Origin of the sequence: Kitasatospora sp. NPDC094028, from assembly GCF_049543595.1 — a bacterium.
In the GTDB taxonomy this organism is placed as follows: Bacteria; Actinomycetota; Actinomycetes; order Streptomycetales; family Streptomycetaceae; genus Kitasatospora.
In genome coordinates, this window is the sequence record NZ_JBMVFA010000028.1 from 1,329 (window position 1) to 18,429 (window position 17,101).

Consider the following 17,101-nt stretch of genomic DNA (forward strand, 5'->3'; position numbering starts at 1 on the left):
CCGCGGCGGCTCCCGGTGCCGGCATCCCGACCGGGACGGTGTCGTTCTTCGACGGCGTCACCCTGCTGGGCACCGCCACGCTGGACGCCACCGGCACCGGCACCTTCACCAGTTCGGCTCTGGGCGTGGGCAGTCACGCGCTGACCGCCGTGTACGGTGGAGACACCAGCTTCAACGGCTCCACCTCCCCCGTCGACGCGCAGACCGTGAACACGGCGGACACCACGACGGCGTTGACCTCGGCGCCCGACCCGTCGGTGTTCGGCCAGGGCAAGGTCCTCACCGCCACCGTCACCGCCACCGCCCCCGGTGCCGGCATCCCGACCGGGACGGTGTCGTTCTTCGACGGCGCCACCCTGCTGGGAACCGCCACGCTGGACGCCACCGGCACGGCCACCTTCACCAGTTCGGCTCTGGGCGTGGGCAGTCACGCGCTGACCGCCGTGTACGGTGGCGACTCCGCCTTCAACGGCTCGACCTCTCCGGTGGACACCCAGACCGTGAACATGGCGGACACCACTACGGTGTTGACGTCCCTGCCTGACCCGTCTGTGTTCGGCCAGGCGAAGGTGCTGACCGCTACCGTCACCGCGGCGGCTCCCGGTGCCGGCATCCCGACCGGGACGGTGTCGTTCTTCGACGGCGTCACCCTGCTGGGCACCGCCACGCTGGACGCCACCGGCACCGGCACCTTCACCACCATCGACCTCGCTGTCGGCACCCACGCGCTGACCGCCGTGTACGGTGGCGACACCAGCTTCAACGGCTCGACCTCTCCGGTGGACACCCAGACCGTCAACACGGCTGACACCAGCACGGTGTTGACGTCTCTGCCCGACCCGTCGGTGTTCGGTCAGGCGAAGGTGCTGACCGCCACCGTCACCGCGGCGGCTCCCGGGGCCGGCACCCCCACCGGGACGGTGTCGTTCTTCGACGGCGCGACCCCGCTGGGCACTGCCACGCTGGACGCCACCGGCACCGGCACCTTCACCAGTTCGGCTCTGGGCGTCGGCATCCACGCGCTGACCGCCGTCTACAGCGGAGACACCGCCTTCAACGGCTCCACCTCACCCATCGACGCCCAGACCGTCACCACGGCGGACACCAGCACGGCGTTGACCTCGGCGCCCGACCCGTCGGTGTTCGGCCAGCCCAAGGTCCTCACCGCCACCGTCACCGCCACCGCCCCCGGAGCCGGCACCCCCACCGGCACGGTGTCGTTCTTCGACGGCGCGACCCCGCTGGGAACCGCCACCCTGGACGCCACCGGCACCGGCACCTTCACCACCACCGACCTCGCTGTCGGCACCCACGCGCTGACCGCCGTCTACAGCGGAGACACCGCCTTCAACGGCTCCACCTCACCCATCGACGCCCAGACCGTGACCACGGCGGACACCGCTACGGTGTTGACCTCGGCGCCCGACCCGTCGGTGTTCGGCCAGGCGAAGGTGCTGACCGCCACCGTCACCGCGGCGGCTCCCGGTGCCGGCACCCCCACCGGGACGGTGTCGTTCCTCGACGGCGCGATCCCGCTGGGAACCGCCACGCTGGACGCCACCGGCACGGCCACCTTCACCAGTTCGGCTCTGGGCGTCGGCACCCACGCGCTCACCGCCGTCTACAGCGGAGACACCGCCTTCAACGGCTCCACCTCACCCATCGACGCCCAGACCGTCACCACGGCCGACACCACTACGGCGTTGACGTCCCTGCCTGACCCGTCGGTGTTCGGCCAGGCGAAGGTGCTGACCGCCACCGTCACCGCCACCGCCCCCGGTGCCGGCACCCCCACCGGCACGGTGTCCTTCCTCGACGGCGCGACCCCGCTGGGAACCGCCACCCTGGACGCCACCGGCACGGCCACCTTCACCACCACCGACCTCGCTGTCGGCACCCACGCGCTGACCGCCGTCTACAGCGGAGACACCAGCTTCAACGGCTCGACCTCACCCGTCGACGCCCAGACCGTCACCACGGCCGACACCACAACGGTGGTGACGTCCCTGCCCGACCCGTCGGTGTTCGGCCAGCCAGTGAGCCTGACGGCGACCGTCAGCGTCGTCGCCCCCGGGGGCGGCATCCCCACCGGCACGGTCACGTTCTTCATCGGCGGCATCCCCCAGGCGCCGGTCACCCTGTCCGGCGGCGTAGCCACCCTGACCACTGCCGCCCTCAGTGTTGGCGTGCACCCGATCAGGGCCACCTACAACGGGAGCGGCAACTACAACACCTCCACCTCGGCGACCATCACTCAGACGGTCACCAAGGCCGACACCACCACGGTGTTGACGTCCCTGCCCGACCCGTCGGTGTTCGGCCAGGCGAAGGTGTTGACCGCCACCGTCACCGCCACCGCCCCCGGTGCCGGCACCCCCACCGGGACGGTGTCGTTCTTCGACGGCGCTACCCTGCTGGGCACTGGCACTGTCGTCGCGGGCGTGGCCACCTTCACCACCACCGACCTCGGCGTCGGCACCCACGCCCTCACCGCCGTCTACGCCGGTAACCCCAGCTTCAACGGCTCCATCTCCCTCGTCGACGCCCAGGCGGTCACCACGGCCGACACCACAACGGTGTTGACCTCGGCACCCGACCCGTCGGTGTTCGGCCAGCCCAAGGTGCTGACCGCCACCGTCACCGCCACCGCCCCCGGAGCCGGCACCCCCACCGGCACGGTGTCGTTCTTCGACGGCGCTACCCTGCTGGGCACTGGCACTGTCGTCGCGGGCGTGGCCACCTTCGCCACCTCCGACCTCGCTGTCGGCACCCACGCCCTCACCGCCGTCTACAGCGGCGACACCGCCTTCAACGGCTCTACCTCCCCCGTCGACGCCCAGACGGTCACCAAGGCCGACACCACAACGGTGTTGACGTCCCTGCCCGACCCGTCGGTGTTCGGCCAGGCGAAGGTGCTGACCGCCACCGTCACCTCCGTGGACGGCATCCCGACCGGGACGGTGTCGTTCTTCGACGGTGCGACCCTGCTGGGCACTGGCACTGTCGTCGCGGGTGTGGCCACCTTCGCCACCTCCGACCTCGCTGTCGGCACCCACGCCCTCACCGCCGCCTACAGCGGCGACACCAGCTTCAACGGCTCCACCTCGCCCGTCGACGCCCAGACCGTCACCAAGGCCAACACCACCACCACGGTGACTACTGCGCCGAACCCCTCGGTGTTCGGCCAGCCAGTGAGCCTGACGGCGACCGTCAGCGTCGTCGCCCCCGGGGGCGGAATCCCCACCGGCACGGTCACGTTCTTCATCGGCGGCATCCCCCAGGCGCCGGTCACCCTGTCCGGCGGCGTAGCCACCCTGACCACTGCCGCCCTCAGTGTTGGCGTGCGCCCGATCAGGGCCACCTACAACGGGAGCGGCAACTACAACACCTCCACCTCGGCGACCTTCAAGCAGACGGTCGCTGAGGCCAGCACCACCACGGCGCTGACCTCGGCGCCGAACCCGTCGGTGCACAGGCAGTTGGTGACCCTGACAGCGACCGTCACCGCCACCGCCCCCGGGGCCGGCACCCCCACCGGCAAGGTGACGTTCTTCGACGGCGCCACCCTGCTGGGCCACGCCACCCTCTCCGGCGGCGTGGCCACCTTCACCACCACCGACCTCGGCGTCGGCATCCACGCGCTGATCGCCGTCTACGCCGGAAACCCCAGCTTCAACGGCTCCACGTCACCCATCCACGCCCAGATAGTGCTCTGAGCACATGAACTCACCCGGGTCGGCCTTCGGGCCGGCCCGGGTGAGGCATGTCCGGGGGTGGCGAGAGCGGCGTAGCCGCCAGTTAGCGGTTCCAACCGCCACCTGTCGCTTCCAGTCACAGCGGTGCGGCCGATGCGCCGGCCGCGTCAGGGGCAAAAAACAAGCAGGCATGATTGCTTTTTTCTCCGGGCGGTGCCAGGCTGCTGCGCGACGGCGCCCGTCCCGGTGTGCCGCCAACTCTCGGGCAGGGGAGGCGCATTGGAGCGCGGACGGGCAGGCTTGAGGATCGGCAACGCCTCGGGCTTCTACGGGGACCGCTTCGCGGCGGTGCGGGAGATGCTCACCGGCGGCCCGCTGGACGTGCTCACCGGGGACTACCTGGCCGAGCTGACCATGCTCATCCTGGCCCGGGACCGGCTGAAGGACCCGTCGCTCGGGTACGCCCGGACGTTCCTGCGCCAGATGGAGGAGTGCCTCGGCCTGGCGCACGAGCGCGGGGTGCGGATCGTGGTGAACGCCGGCGGCCTCAACCCGGCCCGGCTCGCCGAGGAGCTGCGGCAGCTGGCCGACCGGCTGGGCATCGGGGCGGTCGTGGCGCACGTCGAGGGCGACGACCTGCTCCCGCGCCGCGCCGAACTCGGCCTGCCCGAAGGGCTGCTGGCCGCCAACGCCTACCTCGGCGCGTTCGGCATCGCCGCCTGCCTGGACGGCGGCGCGGACGTCGTCGTCACCGGGCGGGTCACCGACGCCGCGCTGGTCGCCGGCCCCGGGATCGCCCGTTTCGGCTGGACGCCCGCCGACCTCGACGCCCTGGCCGGGGCGGTGGTCGCCGGACACGTCCTGGAGTGCGGCGCCCAGGCCACCGGCGGCAACTACGCCTTCTTCCGCGAGCACGACGTCACCCACCCCGGCTTCCCGATCGCCGAGCTGCACCCGGACGGCTCCAGCGTCATCACCAAGCACCCGGGCACCGGCGGCGCCGTCACCACCGGCACCGTCACCGCCCAACTCCTGTACGAGACCGGCGGGGCGCACTACCTCGGCCCGGACGTCACCGCCCGGCTGGACACCGTCCGGCTCACCGCGGACGGCCCGGACCGGGTCCGGATCGACGGGGTGCGCGGCGAGGCCCCGCCCGCCACCCTCAAGGTCGGGCTCAACCGGCTCGGCGGCCACCGCAACGAGGTCGTCTTCGTCCTCACCGGCCTGGACATCGACGCCAAGGCCGCCCTGGTCCGGCGGCAGTTCGAGGCCGCCCTGCCGCCCGCGGCCCGCCCGGCCGAGCTGCGCTGGACGCTCGCCCGGACCGACCACCCGGACGCCGACACCGAGGAGACCGCCTCGGCGTACCTGCGGCTCACCGCCCGGGACCGGGATCCGGCCAAGGTCGGCCGTGAACTCGGCAGGGCCGCCGTGGAGTCGGGCTTGGCTGGCTACCCCGGCTTCCACCTCACCGCCCCGCCCGGCCCGGGCGCGCCGTACGGGGTGTTCACCGCCGCGTACGTCGACGCGAAGGCCGTCGAGCACACCGCGGTGCTGCCGGACGGCCGCCGGATCGCCGTCCCGCCGGCGCCGGTCACCTGCCAACCGGGCCAGGTGGCACCGGAGTTGCCCGAGCCGCTGCCCGCCGGGCCGACCCGGCGTGCCCCGCTCGGCCTGGTGGCCGGCGCCCGCAGCGGCGACAAGGGTGGCGACGCCAACCTCGGCGTGTGGGCTCGGGGTGAGGACGGCTGGCGCTGGCTCGCGCACACCCTCACCGTCGACCGGCTGCGCGAACTGCTGCCCGAGACCGCCGAGTTGCCCGTCGTCCGGCACCTCCTGCCGAACCTGCGCGCAGTGAACTTCACCGTCACCGGCCTGCTCGGCGAGGGCGTCGCGGCGCAGCACCGCTTCGACCCGCAGGCCAAGGCGCTGGGGGAGTGGCTGCGCTCCCGACACCTCGACATCCCGACCAGCCTGCTCGACAGCACCCCGACCGACAGCCCGGAGGCCACCCCGTGACCGTCCTGCACACCCGCCTCGACCCGGCCGGGCCCGAGTACGCCGAGCACCGCGCCGCGATGCTCGGCAAGCTCGCCGAGCTGGACGAGGAGCACGCCAAGGCGCTGGCCGGCGGCGGCCCCTCGTACGTGGAGCGCCACCGGGGGCGCGGCAAGCTGCTGGCCCGCGAGCGGATCGAGTTGCTGCTCGACCAGGACTCGCCGTTCCTGGAGCTGTCCCCGCTGGCCGCCTGGGGCAGCGAGTACCCGGTCGGCGCGGCGCTGGTCACCGGCATCGGGGTGGTCGAGGGCGTCGAGTGCGTGATCACCGCCAACGACCCGACGGTGCGCGGCGGTGCCAGCAACCCGTGGACGCTGCGCAAGGCGCTGCGGGCCAACGAGATCGCGCTCGCCAACCGGCTCCCGCTGGTCAACCTGGTCGAGTCGAGCGGCGCCGACCTGCCGAGCCAGAAGGAGGTCTTCATTCCCGGCGGGGCGCTGTTCCGCGACCTCACCCGGCTGTCCGCCGCCCGCATCCCCACCGTGGCCGTGGTGTTCGGCAACTCGACGGCCGGCGGGGCCTACGTGCCCGGCATGTCGGACCACACCGTGCTGGTCAAGGACCGCGCCAAGGTGTTCCTCGGCGGCCCGCCGCTGGTCAGGATGGCCACCGGCGAGGAGGCCGACGACGAGTCGCTGGGCGGCGCCGAGATGCACGCCCGCACCTCGGGCCTGGCGGACCACTTCGCCGTGGACGAGGCGGACGCGCTGCGGATCGCCCGCCGGATCGTCGCCCGGCTCGACCACCGCAAGCCCGGCCCGCACCCGGACCGGCTCGCCGAGCCGCCGAAGTACGCCGAGGAGGAGCTGCTCGGCATCGTCCCCGGCGACCTCAAGGTGCCCTTCGACCCGCGCGAGGTGATCGCCCGGATCGTCGACGGCTCCGACTTCGACGAGTTCAAGCCGCGCTACGGCACCAGCCTGGCCACCGGCTGGGCCCGCCTGCACGGCTACCCGGTCGGCATCCTGGCCAACGCGCAGGGTGTGCTGTTCAGCGAGGAGTCCCAGAAGGCCGCCCAGTTCATCCAGCTGGCCAACCAGCGGGACACCCCGCTGCTGTTCCTGCACAACACCACCGGCTACATGGTCGGCAAGGACTACGAGCAGGGCGGCATCATCAAGCACGGCGCGATGATGATCAACGCCGTCGCCAACTCCCGGGTGCCGCACCTGTCGGTGCTGACGGGCGCCTCGTACGGGGCCGGCCACTACGGGATGTGCGGCCGGGCGTACGAGCCGCGCTTCCTGTTCTCCTGGCCGAGCGCCAAGTCCGCCGTGATGGGCCCGCAGCAGCTCGCCGGGGTGCTGTCGATCGTGGCCCGCCAGTCGGCGGCGGCCAAGGGCCGGCCGTACGACGAGGACGCCGACGCGGCGATCCGGGCGATGGTCGAGCAGCAGATCGAGGCCGAGTCGCTGCCGGTGTTCCTGTCCGGCCGGCTCTACGACGACGGCGTGATCGACCCGCGCGACACCCGTACGGTGCTCGGCCTCTGCCTGTCCGCGATCCACAACGCGCCGGTCGAGGGCGCGCGCGGCTACGGCGTCTTCCGGATGTGAGGGATCTCCGACCGATGTTCACCCAATCCATGATCACCAACCTGCTGGTCGCCAACCGGGGCGAGATCGCCCGCCGGGTCTTCCGGACCTGCCGCGACCTCGGCATCGCCACCACCGCCGTGCACTCCGACCCGGACGCCGGCGCCCCGCACGTGCGCGAGGCCGACGCCGCCGTCCGGCTGCCCGGCGCCGCGCCGGCCGACACCTACCTGCGGTCCGACCTGATCGTCGCCGCCGCGCTCGCGGCCGGGGCCGACGCCGTCCACCCCGGGTACGGATTCCTGTCCGAGAGCGCCGAGTTCGCCCGCGCCGTGCTGGACGCGGGCCTCACCTGGGTCGGCCCGCCGCCCGCCGCGATCGCCGCGATGGGCTCCAAGACCGCCGCCAAGCGCCTGATGGCCGGGGCCGGGGTGCCCGTGCTCGGCGCGCTGACCGAGCCGACCGAGGCCGACCTGCCGCTGCTGGTCAAGGCGGCGGCGGGCGGCGGCGGGCGCGGCATGCGGGTCGTGCGCACCCTCGCCGAGCTGCCGGAGGCGCTGGCGGCGGCCGGCGCCGAGGCGGCGAGCGCGTTCGGCTCGGCCGAGGTGTTCTGCGAGCGCTACCTGCCGAGCGGCCGGCACGTCGAGGTGCAGCTGCTGGCGGACGCGCACGGCACGGTCTGGGCGGTCGGCGACCGCGACTGCTCGCTGCAGCGGCGCCACCAGAAGGTGATCGAGGAGGCGCCCGCGCCGGGCCTCTCGCCCGCCGTGCGCGCCGGGCTGCACGCGGCGGCCGCCGACGCGGCCCGGGCGATCGGCTACGTCGGCGCCGGCACGGCCGAGTTCCTGCTCGGCGAGGACGGCCGGTTCTGGTTCCTGGAGATGAACACCCGCCTCCAGGTCGAGCACCCGGTCACCGAGGCGGTCACCGGGCTCGACCTGGTCGCGCTCCAACTGGCCGTCGCCGAGGGCGGTTCGCTGCCCGGCCCGACCCCGCCGCCGACCACCGGGCACGCGATCGAGGCCCGGCTCTACGCCGAGGACCCGGCGAACGGCTGGCGGCCCGCCACCGGCACCCTGCACCGGCTCGAACTCGCCGCCGGGCACGAGGAGTTCACCAGCAGCGGCGCGGCCGGGCTGCGGCTGGACGCCGGGATCGCGGCGGGCGACGAGATCACCCCGCACTACGACCCGATGCTCGCCAAGGTGATCGCCTGGGCGCCGACCCGGGCGGCCGCCGCCCGCCGACTGGCCGACGCGCTCGCCCGCGCCCGCGTCCACGGCCCGGCCACCAACCGGGAGTTGCTGGTCCGCGCGGTGCGCCACCCGGCCTTCCTGGCCGGCCGCCTGCACACCGGCTTCCTGGCCGAGCACGCCGCCGAGCTCACCGCCCCGGACCGGGCGGGCACCGACCGCGCCGCGCTGGCCGCCGCCCTCGCCGACGCCGCCGCGCGCACCACCGGGCCGCACGCCGCCCTCCACACCGCCCTGCCGTCCGGCTGGCGCAACCTGCCCTCCCAGCCCCAGCTCAAGCGCTACCGCACCGACACCGGCGCCGAGTCGGACATCCGCTACCGGCTCACCCGGGACGGCCTGCGGGCCGAGGGCCACCCCGGCACCGAACTGGTCGAGGCGGCCCCCGACCGGGTCGTGCTGCGCGAGGACGGCATCCGGCGCGGCTACCGGGTCGCCCGGCACGGCGACCGGGTGTACGTCGACACCCCCACCGGCGGCCTGGCGCTGACCGCCCTGCCACGCTTCCCCGATCCCACCGAGCAGACCGACCCCGGCGCCCTGCTGGCCCCGATGCCCGGCACCGTGGTGCGGGTCACCGCCGCCGTGGGCGACACCGTCACCGCCGGGCAGCCGCTGCTCGTGCTGGAGGCGATGAAGATGGAGCACCGCGTCGCCGCCCCGGCGGACGGCGTGCTGACCGAACTGCGCGCCGCCCCCGGTCACCAGGTCGAGCTGGGCGCCCTGCTCGCCGTCGTCAAGACGGCCACCGACACCCCCGAGAAAGCCCCCCGAGAAGCCTGAGGAAGGACCGCACATGCCCGCCACCGGCAGCCAGCTCCTCGAAACCCCCGAACGCCGCGCCCTGCGCCAGGCCGTGGCCGACCTCGCCCGTCGCTACGGCTCCGACTACTTCCTCGCCAAGTCCCGCGCCGGCGAACCCGTCGACGAACTGTGGGCGGAGGCCGGCAAGGCCGGCTACCTGGGCGTCAACCTGCCCGCCGAGTACGGCGGCGGAGGCGGCGGCATCACCGATCTGGCCATCGTGCTGGAGGAGTTGGGCGCGGCGGGCTGCCCGCTGCTGCTCATGGTGGTCTCCCCGGCGATCTCCGGCACCGTGATAGCCCGCTTCGGCACCGAGGAGCAGAAGCGCCGCTGGCTGCCCGGACTGGCGGACGGCAGCCGCAGGTTCGCGTTCGGCATCACCGAGCCGGACGCGGGCTCCAACTCGCACCGGATCACCACCGTCGCCCGCCGGGACGGCGAGGACTGGCTGCTGACCGGCCGCAAGGTGTTCATCTCCGGCATCGACCAGTGCGACGCGGTGCTGTTCGTCGCCCGCACCGAGGACGCGCGCACCGGCAAGCTCAAGCCCTGCCTGTTCGTCGTCCCGCGCGACACCCCCGGCTTCGAGTACCGGCCGATCCCGATGGAGATCGTCGCCCCCGAGCGGCAGTTCCAGGTGTTCCTGGACGACGTCCGGCTGCCCGCCGACGCCCTGGTCGGCGACGAGAACGCCGGCCTGCTCCAGCTGTTCGCCGGGCTCAACCCCGAGCGGATCCTCACCGCCGCGTTCGCGCTCGGCCTGGCCCGGCACGCCCTCGGCCGGGCCGTCGACTACGCCAAGGACCGCACCGTCTGGTCCACCCCGATCGGCGCCCACCAGGGCCTGGCGCACCCGCTCGCCCAGTGCGCCGTGGAGGTCGAGCTGGCCCGGCTGATGGCCCAGAAGGCCGGGCTGCTCTACGACGCGGGCGAGGACCTCGCCGCGGGGGAGGCCGCCAACATGGCCAAGTACGCGGCGGGCGAGGCCGCCGCCCACGCCGTCGACCAGGCGGTGCAGACCCTGGGCGGCAACGGCCTCACCCAGGAGTACGGGCTGGGCGCTCTGCTGGTCGCCTCCCGGGTGGCCCGGGTCGCCCCGGTCAGCCGCGAGATGGTGCTCAACTACGTCGCCCAGCACACCCTCGGCCTGCCCAGGTCGTACTGAGCCGGCGGACCGGGCTACCGGACCGAACTGAGGTGCGCGAACACCACGGTGTTGGCCTCGTACCCGGTGTGCCGGTCGAACTTCCCGCCGCAGGTGATCAGCCGCAGATCGGCGTGGTCGGTCTCCCCGTAGACCAGGCCGCTCGGGAAGTCCTTCTTCGGGAACACCTGGACGGAGTCGACGGTGAACACCGCCGTCCGCCGGTCCTTGCGGACCACCTCGACGGTGTGCCCGGGCCGGAGCAGCCCGAGCCGGTAGAACACCGCCGGCCCGCTGCGGTTGTCGGCGTGCCCGACGACGATCGCCGTCCCGGCGGCGCCGGGCGCGGCGCCGTCCCGGTACCAGCCGGCCAGGTTGCGCTGCGCCATCGGCGGGGTCGCCAGCTGCCGGTCGGGGGTCAGCCCGAGCCCGGTCACGGGGGCGTCGACGTCGATGGCCGGGATCCGGATCCGGGTCGGCGCGGAGGCGGGCAGCGGCGGGAAGCCGGGCGTGGCGGGCGCGGCCGGCGAGGGGGTGGCGGTGGGGACGGGTGACGGCGTGCCGGCGCCCGGCGCGACCGACGCCGGGCCGGCCGCCCGCGCGGCGGCCGGTGGCGGCAGCGGGGGGCCGCCCCGGCCCTCGCCGCCGTCCAGCACCAGCCACACCCCGGCGGTCAGGGCGACGGCGACGGCCCCGGCCCGCAGCGGGCCGGGGCCGAGGCGCCGCGAGCGCGGCGGCCGGTCAGGATCAGGCATGACGCCCGTCGCGACGACGGACGGCGCGGATGCCCAGTCCGGTGGCGCCGGCGATCAGGGCGAAGCCGCCGAGCACCTCGGGGGTGTTCGGCCCGGAGGTGCCGCCACCGCCGGTGCCGACGCCGCCGGTGGGCCCGCCGCCGTGGCTGGGGGAGACGCTCGGTCTGCCGCTCGGCGACGGGGAGCCGGACGGGGACGGGGAGCCGCTCGGCGAGGGCGAGCTCGACGGGGACGGCGACGGAGAGGGCGAGGTGGTCGCGCAGGAGACCTCGAAGACCTTCTGCTTCGCGGTGCCGGTCTCGCCGACGAACGTCCATTCGAGCTTGTAGTGCCCGTTCGGGAGGGTGAAGACGCCGGTCGCGCCGGTGCCGTTGGTGAGGCTGATCGACCCGGCCAGCACCTGCGCGGTGCCGGTCGGCGGCTGCTGCTCGATCGCCCAGTTGACCTGCTGGACCGTGTCGAAGTTGAAGGCGTCCAGGTAGAACTTGCAGACCTTGGGCTCGTCGCGGGTGTCGTCGACGGGCGTGGTGTCGTTGTGAACCTTCACGTCGCCGTTGTCGCCCGGCGCCGCGAAGGCGGCCGGGGCGCCGCCGAGGACGAGGACGGCGGCGGTGGTGGCGGCGGCGAGCAGGCGGCGAGCGGACGGCAGGGGAGGGGAGAGGGGGCTCACGGTGGGTCGCTCCAGACTTCGGGGCCGCACCCGGGCGGGCGGCCATGGCGTACCACCGTGCTGTTGTGCGCCCCCGGCGGCCAACGCGCCACGCGCACTCCGGGCCGGGTTCCCCACAATGGCCCAGCGGCGGCCCCGGGGATCCGTATGCTCCTGAACGCGCCCCGGGCCGGTGGCCGCCCAGACCCTCCGCCGGCTCTCGTTTCAGCTTCAACTTCCATAGTGGAGGCCTACCTTGGTGTTCCGAAGCGAGTTCCCCGACGTCGAGCCGATCGACCTGCCGATCCATCAGGCGGTCCTCGGCCACGCCGCCCGGCACGGCGACCGCCCGGCCCTGGTCGACGGCATCACGGGCGAGAGCACCAGCTACACGCGGCTCGCCGCCTCCGTCGAGCGGATCGCCGCCGGACTGGCCGGCGCCGGGGTGCGCCAGGGCGACGTGCTGGCCCTGTTCAGCCCCAACAGCACCGCCTACCCGATGGCCTTCTACGGCGCCACCCGGGCCGGCGCCACCGTCACCACCGTCTCCTCCCTCGCCACCCCCGGCGAACTGGCCGGCCAGCTCGCCGACGCGGGCACCCGCTGGCTGGTCACCGTCTCCCCGTTCCTGCCGACCGCCCGCCGGGCCGCCGAACTGCTCGCCGAACAGGGACGGCCGCTGGCCGAGGTCATCGTCCTGGACGGCGCCGAGGGCCACCGCTCGCTGGCCGACCTGCTGGCCGCCACCGGCCCCGCCCCCGAGGTCGACATCGACCCCGGTCGGGACATCGCCGTGCTCCCCTACTCCAGCGGCACCACCGGCCTGCCCAAGGGCGTGATGCTCACCCACCGCTCGGTCTCCACCAACCTCGCCCAGTGCGACCCCCTGTTCCGCCCCGAGGAGGGCGAGCGGATGCTCGCCGTGCTGCCCTTCTTCCACATCTACGGCCTCACCGCGCTGATGAACCAGCCGCTGCGCTGCGGCGCCACCGTCGTCGTGCTGCCCCGCTTCGACCTGGAGCAGTTCTGCCGCACCGTCGAGGAGCAACGCGTCCAGGGCCTGGTGATCGCCCCGCCGATCGCCCTCGCCCTGGCCAAGCACCCCGTCGTGGACCGCTTCGACCTCTCCTCCGTCGAGTACCTGCTGTGCGCGGCCGCCCCGCTCGACCCGGAGCTCGCCGACGCGTGCGCCCGCCGCCTCGGCCTGCCGCACCTGCTGCAGGGCTACGGCATGACCGAGCTGTCCCCGACCACCCACGTCGTCAACCCGAAGGAGACCGACCCCTCGCCCGGCTCGGTCGGCCGGATGGTCCCCTCCACCGAACTGCGGGTCGCCGCCCTGGACGGCAGCGACGGCGACCTCGGCCCCGGCGAGCGCGGCGAACTGCTGATCCGCGGCCCGCAGGTGATGAAGGGCTACTTCGGCCGCCCCTCCGACACCGCGGCGATGATCGACGCCGAGGGCTGGCTGCACACCGGCGACGTCGGCTACGTGGACGAGCGCGGCTACCTGTACATCGTCGACCGGGTCAAGGAGCTGATCAAGTACAAGGGCTACCAGGTGGCCCCCGCCGAGCTGGAGGCCGTGCTGCTCGCCCACCCGCAGATCGCCGACGCGGCCGTGATCGGCGTCCCGGACGCGGACGGCACCGAGTGCCCCAAGGCCTTCGTGGTGCGCACCCCCGGCAGCTCGCTGACCGAGCAGGAGGTCACCTGGTACGTGGCCGGGCAGGTCGCCCCGTACAAGAAGATCCGCGCGGTGGAGTTCGTCGACGCCGTCCCCAAGTCCGCGGCCGGCAAGATCCTGCGCCGCGAACTGCGGGCCCGGGAGGCCGCGCGCGCCGGGGCCACCCGCTGACCACCCCCGGCCCCGGCGTCCGAGGACGGCGGACCGTCTGTGAGGATCGACCCGCCGTACCTCCACCGACAGCGACCCCACCGGAACGGGAACCACCGCCAGCCATGACCAGCCACCCCGCCGTGCGAACCCCCCAGCAGGACCGCAGCCGCGCCACCCGCGCCCGGCTGCTCGCGGCGGCCGTCGAGTGCCTGGCCGAGCTCGGCTGGCAGGGCTCCACCGTCACCGTGGTCGCCGAGCGGGCCGGCGTCTCCCGGGGCGCCGCCCAGCACCACTTCCCGACCCGCGAGGACCTGTTCACCGCGGCCGTCGAGCACGTCACCGCCGAGCGGCTGGCAGCCGTCCGCGCCCACGCGGACCAGCTGCCGGCCGCCGGCCCCGACCGCACCCTGGCCGTCGTGGACATGATCGTCCAGCTCTACACCGGCCCGCTGTTCCGCGCCGCCCTGCACCTGTGGACGGCCGCCGCCACCGAGGACGCCCTGCGCGAGCGGATCGTCGCCCTGGAGGGCCGCGTCGGCCGGGAGGCCCACCGGGCCGCCGTCGAGTTCCTGGACGCCGACGAGACCCGCCCCGGCGTGCGCGAATCGGTGCAGGCCACCCTCGACCTCGCCCGCGGCCTCGGTCTCGCCAACCTGCTCACCGACGACAGTCATCGACGTTCCGGAGTGATCCGGCAGTGGGCGGGCCTGCTGCAGAGTACGCTGCGCCCGGTACGCCCATGACGCCCGTACACCGTCAGCGGCCGGACTACTCCTGACCAAGGGGTCGCCGGGCGGCCGATGTCCGTGCAGTCTGGAGAAGAATCCCGGCCGGCACGGACCGCGAGGCCCACCCGACCGGGCACGAGCCGAACCGGGGTGCTGCCTGATCATGCACGGACACGACTGGGACGCGACCGACGCCGCCGGCCTCGCACCGAGCGGTGCCCCGGCGCGCGCCGAAGGCCACCGACTCGTCCCGCTCGCGACGGCCCTGCTCCAGGGCGACGGACTGATCCTGCACTGGAGCGAGGACGCCGAGGCCCTGCTCGGCTACACCTCCGAGGAAGCGGTCGGCAGCTACGCCGCGCAGCTGCTCGCCGACGAGGACGACCGCTCCTCCGTCCTGGGCCTCTTCCAGCGGATCATGGCCGGTGTCGGCTCCTCCTTCGTCTTCCCGGTCCGCCACCGCGACGGCCACACGGTCGAGCTGGAGTTCCGCACCTACCCGATAGCCGGCCCGAACGGCACCCTGCTGCTGCTCGCCACCGCCTCCGACACCCGCGCCCTGCACGCCGTCGAGGCCGACCTGGCCGTCCTCGACGGCATCTTCGGCCGCTCGCCGATCGGCATGGCCGTCTACGACACCGACCTGCGCTACGTGCGGATAAACGAGGCACTGGCCCGGATGAACGGCGTCCCCGCCTCCGCGCACCTGGGCCGCCGGATATCGGCCGTCCTGCCGGGGATCAACACCGGCGAGGTCGAGCAGATCCTGCGTCAGGTACTGAAGAGCGGCAAGCCCGTGGTCGACGCCCGCTCGCACGGCCGCGTCCCCGGCGACCCCCGGCGGGACCGCGCCTGGTCCGCCTCCTACTTCCGGCTGGAGGACTCCACCGGCAAGGTCTTCGGCGTCGCCTCCTCGATCATCGACGTCACCGAGCGCTTCCAGGCCGAGGCCCGCGCCGCCCGCGCCCAGGAACGCCTCGCCACCATCGCCGAGGCCACCGCCCGGATCGGCACCACCCTCGACCTCACCCGCACGGCCGAGGAGCTGATCGAGGCGGTCGTCCCCCGGTTCGCCGACTTCGCCACCGTCGACCTGCTGGAGCCGGTGCTGCGCGGCTCCGAGCCCACCCAGATCCCCACCGACCGGCCGGTCACCCTGCGCGCCGTCGCGGTCGGCGAGGCCTACGAGTCCGGCCTCGGGGGCGCCGTGGACGTCGTCGGAGAGGCCTCCGAGTACGCCCCCGAGCGCAGCTACATCCAGTGCCTGCGCAGCGGCCGCCCGCTACTGCGCTCCCACGTCACCGAGGAGGTGCTGCGCGGCCTGGTCTCCAGCGACGACCGGGTCGCCCCCGGGATGGCGGCCGGCATCCACTCGTACCTGATGGTGCCGCTGATCGCCCGGGGCATGGTGCTCGGCGGCTCCGAGTTCATCCGGATGCGCAACCCCGAGCCGTTCACCGACGCCGACGTCGCCCTCGCCGAGGAACTGGTCGCCCGCACCGCGCTGGCCCTCGACAACGCCCGGCTCTACCGCCGGGAACGGGAGACCGCCCTCACCCTGCAGCGCAGCCTGCTGCCGCAGGAGATCCATCGCACCCTCGGCCTGGAGATCGCCTACCGCTACCTGCCCAGCAGCGTGGTCAGCGAGGTCGGCGGCGACTGGTTCGACGTGGTGCCGCTGTCCTGCGGCCGGGTCGCCCTGGTGGTCGGCGACGTGATGGGCCACGGCATCCGGGCTGCCGCCACCATGGGCCAGCTGCGCACCGTCGCCCGGACCCTGGCGACCCTCGACATGCCGCCCGAGCAGGTGCTCACCCGGCTGGACGAAACCGCCTCCGGAATCGGCGAGGGCCAGTTCGCCACCTGCATCTGCGCGGTGTACGACCCGCTGGACCGCACGGTGCAGGTCGCCTCGGCCGGCCACCTGCCGCCCGTCTGGGTCGGCCCGGACGGCGTCGCCCGGCGGGTCTCGGTGCCGCCCGGGGTACCGCTCGGCGTCGGCGGGGTCGCCTTCGAGTCGATCGAGTTCACCATCCCCGAGGGCGGCCTGGTCGCCCTGTACACCGACGGCCTGGTCGAACGGCGCGGCGAGGACCTGGACAAGGGCATCGACCTGCTCGCCGCCACCCTCGCCCAGCCCGGCCACACCCTGGAGGAGAGCTGCGACGCGGTGCTCGCCGCCCTGGTCACCGACGGCACCGAGGACGACATCGCGATGATCATGGGCCGGGTGCTGCCGCTGCCCGCCGACCGGATCGCCACCCTCCCGCTCACCGGCGGCGGCCGGGTGCCCGGCCAGGCCCGCCGCTTCACCCGCGCCACCCTGGAGAGCTGGGGCCTGAGCGCCCTCGCCGACTACGCCGAGCTGCTGGTCAGCGAGCTCGTCACGAACGCCCTGCTGCACGCCGACGCCCCGCGCCGGCTGCGGCTGTTCCGCGACCGGGTGCTCACCGTCGAGGTCTCCGACGCGGGCGGCCAGACCCCGCAGCTGCGCCCCTTCGCCGAGCAGGACGAGGGCGGGCGGGGGATGTTCCTGGTCAGCGAGCTGGCCCAGCGCTGGGGCAGTCGGCTGACCCGGGACGGCAAGGTGGTCTGGGCGGAGCTGGAGCTGCCCTTCGGCGCGTCCTGAGCACGGCG

General features: G+C 74.0%; 10 protein-coding genes. 8 read left to right on the forward strand and 2 right to left on the reverse strand.

What is annotated here, in order from left to right; all coding sequences use genetic code 11:
* The 5 genes from ACPC54_RS30900 to ACPC54_RS30920 all read left to right on the forward strand — a co-directional run.
* The coding region (locus tag ACPC54_RS30900) for a beta strand repeat-containing protein (RefSeq protein ID WP_498969537.1) at positions 1–3,716 on the forward strand (3,716 nt) is incomplete at its 5' end.
* Between the two features lie 279 nt (positions 3,717–3,995).
* Positions 3,996–5,717, forward strand: a complete 1,722-nt coding sequence (locus tag ACPC54_RS30905) for an acyclic terpene utilization AtuA family protein (RefSeq protein ID WP_498969538.1) — start codon at positions 3,996–3,998, stop codon at positions 5,715–5,717.
* A complete protein-coding gene (locus tag ACPC54_RS30910; RefSeq protein ID WP_498969540.1) occupies positions 5,714–7,312 on the forward strand; it encodes an acyl-CoA carboxylase subunit beta in 1,599 nt (532 codons plus the stop codon). Before ACPC54_RS30905 ends, ACPC54_RS30910 begins: the two co-directional genes overlap by 4 nt.
* A 29-nt stretch (positions 7,313–7,341) precedes the next feature.
* Positions 7,342–9,327, forward strand: a complete 1,986-nt coding sequence (locus tag ACPC54_RS30915) for an ATP-binding protein (RefSeq protein WP_498969708.1) — start codon at positions 7,342–7,344, stop codon at positions 9,325–9,327.
* A gap of 13 nt (positions 9,328–9,340) precedes the next feature.
* Entirely contained in the window at positions 9,341–10,513 is a 1,173-nt protein-coding gene (locus ACPC54_RS30920; RefSeq protein WP_498969541.1) for an acyl-CoA dehydrogenase family protein, read from the forward strand.
* Between the two features lie 14 nt (positions 10,514–10,527).
* Here the strand turns inward: ACPC54_RS30920 and ACPC54_RS30925 are convergent, their stop codons facing one another.
* Together ACPC54_RS30925 and ACPC54_RS30930 are read right to left on the reverse strand one after the other, a co-directional pair.
* On the reverse strand, positions 10,528–11,247 hold the full coding sequence (locus ACPC54_RS30925; RefSeq protein WP_498969543.1) for a class F sortase: 720 nt from the start codon (positions 11,245–11,247) through the stop codon (positions 10,528–10,530).
* Entirely contained in the window at positions 11,240–11,917 is a 678-nt protein-coding gene (locus ACPC54_RS30930; RefSeq protein ID WP_498969544.1) for a hypothetical protein, read from the reverse strand. Before ACPC54_RS30930 ends, ACPC54_RS30925 begins: the two co-directional genes overlap by 8 nt.
* 235 nt (positions 11,918–12,152) lie before the next feature.
* Here ACPC54_RS30930 and ACPC54_RS30935 point away from each other — a divergent pair, with 235 nt between their 5' ends.
* The 3 genes from ACPC54_RS30935 (at position 12,153) to ACPC54_RS30945 (ending at position 17,093) form a co-directional block, all read left to right on the forward strand.
* Positions 12,153–13,754 carry a 4-coumarate--CoA ligase family protein gene (locus ACPC54_RS30935; RefSeq protein WP_498969545.1) on the forward strand — a complete coding sequence of 534 codons (1,602 nt, stop codon included), beginning with the start codon at positions 12,153–12,155 and terminating at the stop codon, positions 13,752–13,754.
* A gap of 104 nt (positions 13,755–13,858) precedes the next feature.
* The gene (locus tag ACPC54_RS30940) at positions 13,859–14,479 is read left to right on the forward strand and encodes a TetR/AcrR family transcriptional regulator (protein WP_498969547.1); all 621 of its coding nucleotides are present in this window, start codon (positions 13,859–13,861) and stop codon (positions 14,477–14,479) included.
* A gap of 148 nt (positions 14,480–14,627) precedes the next feature.
* Positions 14,628–17,093, forward strand: coding sequence for a SpoIIE family protein phosphatase (locus ACPC54_RS30945; RefSeq protein ID WP_498969549.1), 2,466 nt, complete (start codon positions 14,628–14,630; stop codon positions 17,091–17,093).
* Positions 17,094–17,101 lie beyond the last annotated feature (8 nt).